Annotated in this window: 3 protein-coding genes and 1 pseudogene; 2 read left to right on the top strand and 2 right to left on the bottom strand. The window is 48.6% G+C overall.

The features are described from left to right. A partial coding sequence (locus tag CKO36_RS19430) for a hypothetical protein (protein ID WP_207161523.1) occupies positions 1-245 on the bottom strand: 245 nt, incomplete at its 3' end. Positions 246-362: 117 nt separating this feature from the next. Here CKO36_RS19430 and CKO36_RS18545 point away from each other — a divergent pair. Next, complete coding sequence (locus CKO36_RS18545; RefSeq protein WP_200286393.1) at positions 363-1,403, top strand: IS630 family transposase; 1,041 nt, start codon at positions 363-365, stop codon at positions 1,401-1,403. Between the two features lie 26 nt (positions 1,404-1,429). Here CKO36_RS18545 and CKO36_RS18540 read toward each other — a convergent pair whose 3' ends face one another. Then, the gene (locus tag CKO36_RS18540; RefSeq protein ID WP_200286392.1) at positions 1,430-2,701 is read right to left on the bottom strand and encodes a hypothetical protein; all 1,272 of its coding nucleotides are present in this window, start codon (positions 2,699-2,701) and stop codon (positions 1,430-1,432) included. 313 nt (positions 2,702-3,014) lie between these two features. On the opposite strand from CKO36_RS18540, the pseudogene CKO36_RS18535 reads away from it, so the two are divergent. Next, a pseudogene (locus tag CKO36_RS18535) lies at positions 3,015-4,337 on the top strand (IS66 family transposase); the annotation flags it as partial. Between the last annotated feature and the right edge of the window lie 184 nt (positions 4,338-4,521).

Here is a 4,521-nt window from a genome sequence, read left to right as displayed (position 1 = left end):
GAAAGCCATGCGAAAAAATCGCCGGGGTCCGAAAAAACCGCTGACCAAACGCACTCGATACAAAGATAAGCCGCATGTCTCGACCGCCAAGCTTCTGGCCGCTGGTTAGCCCACCTTAAAAGGGCTGCACTTGAGATATAACCTATAGCCCCTTTTGCTTTTAGCGCCGATTGAATTTTTTTTTGCTCTTTAATGGTCAATATTTTTAACCAAAGTAATTTCTTCGCCAGTGAAGTATTTTTCAATGTGTTGCAGGTCTTTCTTTATAGTCTCTTGATATGATATCCGGACATTTTAAAGGAACTAAAGTCGTATTCAGCAGTCAAATAATTCAAGCGACTTTAGTATTTGGAGGTTTAATCATGAAACCAGCCTGGCTTTCTGACGCACGCTTGATTCCGGATGACGCAATGGATTATATCCGTAAACTCGCTATACGTGCTATCGAGGAAAATGGCTTTAGCCCCGAAGATGTTATTAGAATATTCGGTTTTAGCCGGAGCTGTATCTATGATTGGATAAAACGTTTTGAAACGGATGGATATGACGGTCTAGACACTAAAAAAGCTCCTGGCAATCCTGCGATTGTCACTGAAGAAATGGAGCAATGGCTAAAAAAGGTTATTCTTGACTCAAACCCAGAAGATTATGGGTATGACACGATGTTGTGGACTTGCGATATTTTGGCAGAAATGCTTAAGAAAAATTATGGGATAACTGTAACAAGCACAACAGTTAATCAGCACCTGAATCGACTCGGCCTAACACACCAAAAGCCTAACTATATTCCTGCCGAGCAGGATTCGGGTGAATTTGAAGAATACCTTAACAAAAAATACCCTAAAATTCAAAGCTTTGCAAAAAAAATTGGGGCCGATATTGGTTTTCAAGATGAGGCATCTGTAGATCTTCGGGATCGTTCGGGAAAGACATGGGGTGAATATGGTATCAGGCCAAATGTTTATGTAACAGGTAAGCGTGGTCGATTAAATATTCTTTCCGTCGTTACAGCAAAAGGGACTTTTTACTATCATGTCACTGAAGACAGAATTAATTCAGATGAGTTTATCGGCTTCCTTGATCAGATTATTGAGCAGCATGATCGACCCATTTTCTTGATTGTTGATAGAGCGTCATTTCATCTATCAAGAAAAGTTCGAATCTTCGTTTGGCATCATCGTGAGCAAATTCGACTCTTTTATCTGCCTGCTTACAGCCCAGAATTAAACCCAGATGAGCATGTTTGGGAAGAGATCAAAGACAAACAGCTTGGCCGAAAGTCAATCAAAAATAAAAGCAATTTGAAAGAGCGTTTACATGCTGCTCTAGAAAATCTGAAGGCTAATGCAAATCGGATAATATCGTTTTTTCACTTACCTAAGACGCAATATGCTGCTGAATAAGAATGTCTGGATATCATATTTAGCGGCTATAATGCTTTGGCAAGACTGCTTTTCACATCAATCTTTTTATAGCCTGAAAGCACTTCCCCTTTAAACGTAACTTTATAACTTGTTTCCATGTTCGGTCGCTCTGGTGTTTTTGACGATACTGGTTTATTGGCTCTTTGGGAGATTGGTTTAGTCTGGCTATTTTGAACCCATCGTTTAAGCTTTAAAAACAATCGCCAAGGAACCCAAACAATAGCGCCTAAGACAATAAAAAGATATAAAAGCCATTTTGGAAGCATTAACAACAGCATTGCAAGCAGATCAAAGAAATCCCCTTTGTAGCCTATTTTAGTCATGCGGCTAACTCTTTTTGTAAACTTCAATGCTCCAACATTATCAAGTAGCTTTAGTCCTTTTTTTCCAAAAACTGTTGCTAGCTTAATGGTTTCCTTACCATATTTGTTTGCGTTTTGTGCAATACCAACTGCAACATTACCTCCGATCCGATAAATTGTCGCACTTTGTGGTCCAAACGCATTAGCAAATTTAGCCATGCGCTTTAAATCTGCTGCATCTTTTGCTTTTCCCAGCAATTTAAATCCACCGGGTGTTTTTGCTAATGTATTTATGTCACCCAATACACCAGTTAGTGCGCCTAAGCTTTTCGACTGCTTCGCAGTCTTACCTGCTTTAATAATAGCTTTACCAAGCCAGGAAGGTAATTTACCTATTTTCCTTGCTGTTTTAAGAGCAATGAGGCCGCTTTTAGCAACGGTTGTTCCTGCAACAGCGGGTGTCGCAGCACCTGCTGTTGAGACTGTTCCTACTCCACTAGCGAATTGTGCGGCAGAAGCGACTAATCCAAGCGTTGCTAAAGCAGAGAGAACTTTATCGACTTCCTCGCCTTGCGCAAGATTCAATCCCTGGTTTGCTAAATCACGAATATCGCCAATGACAAAGAAATCTGTTATAACCCCGGCGGTTTTTCCGATAGCTTCATCACTGGTTCCTTTAAATAAACCTTCTCTAAGTTTATTCAGTTGATAGTTCCAACTACTGCGTTTCTCTGAAATTTGTTGATACAAAGCTCGTGCTTCAGGATTTTGATTAACATATTCATAATCCATAAAAAAGCTTAGATAACTCCCTGCCTCGGCGTATCTCTCTTCTGCCAACAAGGCACGAGTTTCAGGCACAGGATCAATGCGCGTGAGGGCCATGGCCATCAGTTGCGCTTGCTGCCACAGTACACCAGCCGAAACAGCCGCAAGAACTAATAAAGCAATCTTAAATGGAAGTTTTAATATCATTTTCAAAACACCAAATCTGCCAATTTAAGAACATACTTTACTTTAGGAAGGCACTCTAAGTATAACTTAAAAACAAAAAGCTGCACAATAAGACACTTAAAGTACCCAGCAAGCCTTGTAATTTGGCTCAAAACTAGCTCATTTTGTAGGGGGATTCTCTACAAAAACCACCTTCATGAGGAAAATGTCTCAAATCCGATTACACGGCATCAATGCTTTCAAGGTAGCCGTTCAGAGACCCCTTGACCACAGCCACCCAGCTAGATCAGGATAAGTCCATCTTCGCCGCCCGATGATACCGCGCTCCTGACCGATGCACCTCAGCGACCACAGCCTCAGCCAGCTTGATGAAGCTTACGTCCAGGCTTTGGACGAGGCTCGGCTGCGTGGTCTATCGCTGCGGCTGCTGGACGATCTGAAGGAAGCGCGCGAACGGTTGCGGCAGAATCCGACCAACAGCTCACGTCCGCCCAGCAGTCGCGCGCTCTGGGATCGCCCCACGGCGGGGGATGAGAAAGCGCCGGATGAGACGGAGGACGACGCGAGCACCTCGGCGGAGAACGACGAGTCGCCCCCGCAAGACCCGTGCGAAACCCCGGAGACGCTCGCGCCAGAGGAGCCGTCGTCCGAGACCGAGAAGCCCAAACGCAAACCCGGCAAGCAACCCGGCGCGCCCGGCTTTGGGCGCACCCAAGTTCTGAAATTGCACGAGACGCAACACCATTATTCTGAGACCTGCGAGGCCTGCGCCCGGGCGCTACCGCCCGGCGCGCCCAGTGTCGCCTACGCCGGCTTCCAGTCGATTGATCTGGTGTGGGGCAACCCAGAGCAACCGGGCATGCATTTGCATGTCACCGATCACCGTCTTCATGCAACGGACTGCGACTGCGGTCATCAAACGCGCGCGCGCCCTGGCGAAGGATCCGTCGATGATCCCGCCTTGGACCCAGTGCACTTGAGCGAATGGCGTCTGGTCGGCCCGGGCCTGGCGACTTTGATCGTCGCCCTGCATCTGCGCTTTCGCCTCTCGCGGCGACGGATGCGGGAGTTTCTGCACGACTGGCTCGGACTGACGCTGGGTGTCGGCACCCTGGATCGCACTCTGCGCGAGGCCGCAGCGGCAACCGCACCGCTGGAACAAGACTTGATCAAGGCGGTGGTGGATAGCGAGCTGCTGCACGCCGATGAGACCTCCTGGCCGCAAGGGGCCGAGTGGCTGTGGGTCTTCACCAGTGCCACCGTCACTTTGTTCGTCGTAGGCAAGCGCGGGCGCGAGGTCTTGGATCGCATTCTGCCGGGCTTTGCCGGTTGGCTGATGAGCGATGGCTGGCAGGCCTATCGCCACTTCCCCCGGCGGCTGCGCTGCTGGGCGCACCTCACGCGAAAGGCGCAGGGGTTGATCGACACCTATGATCGCGAGGCGCAAGCCTTCGGGCATCAGGTTCAAAACGCCTTCGACACCCTGATCGGCGCCATCCATGCCGCGCGTGATGGCCCACCGGTCGATCTGCGCCGTCTCCATGCCGATTTACTCAAGGAGTTGCATGCCGCGTGCGTGCCTCTGCTCGGGCACCGGCACGCCAAGACGCGCGCCTTGGCCGTGGAGCTATGGAATGACTGGGACGCCATCTTTCGCGTCCTGGACAATCCCCAGTGGCCAATCACCAACAACGAAGCCGAGCGGGCGTTGCGCTGTCAAGTCCCGGAAGATTGTAAGGCCGCTTTGAAAACAATTCTGGCTCGCGTTCGTACCATTGTTTTAACGCCTGGATGGGGGCGACATGGCCCAACGCGCGTTGAGGGATCTGTTGGTTGTAGAG

It is taken from the genome of Rhabdochromatium marinum (assembly GCF_016583795.1).
Taxonomy (GTDB): Bacteria; Pseudomonadota; Gammaproteobacteria; order Chromatiales; family Chromatiaceae; genus Rhabdochromatium; species Rhabdochromatium marinum.
The sequence above is the reverse complement of the archived record's forward strand: the minus strand, read 5'-3'. Positions and strand labels throughout refer to the sequence as shown.

Coding starts and splice junctions, on each gene's coding strand:
- CKO36_RS18540 (WP_200286392.1), bottom strand. CDS start 2,701: ATGATATTAAAACTTCCATTTAAGATTGCTTTATTAGTTCTTGCGGCT.
- CKO36_RS18545 (WP_200286393.1), top strand. CDS start 363: ATGAAACCAGCCTGGCTTTCTGACGCACGCTTGATTCCGGATGACGCA.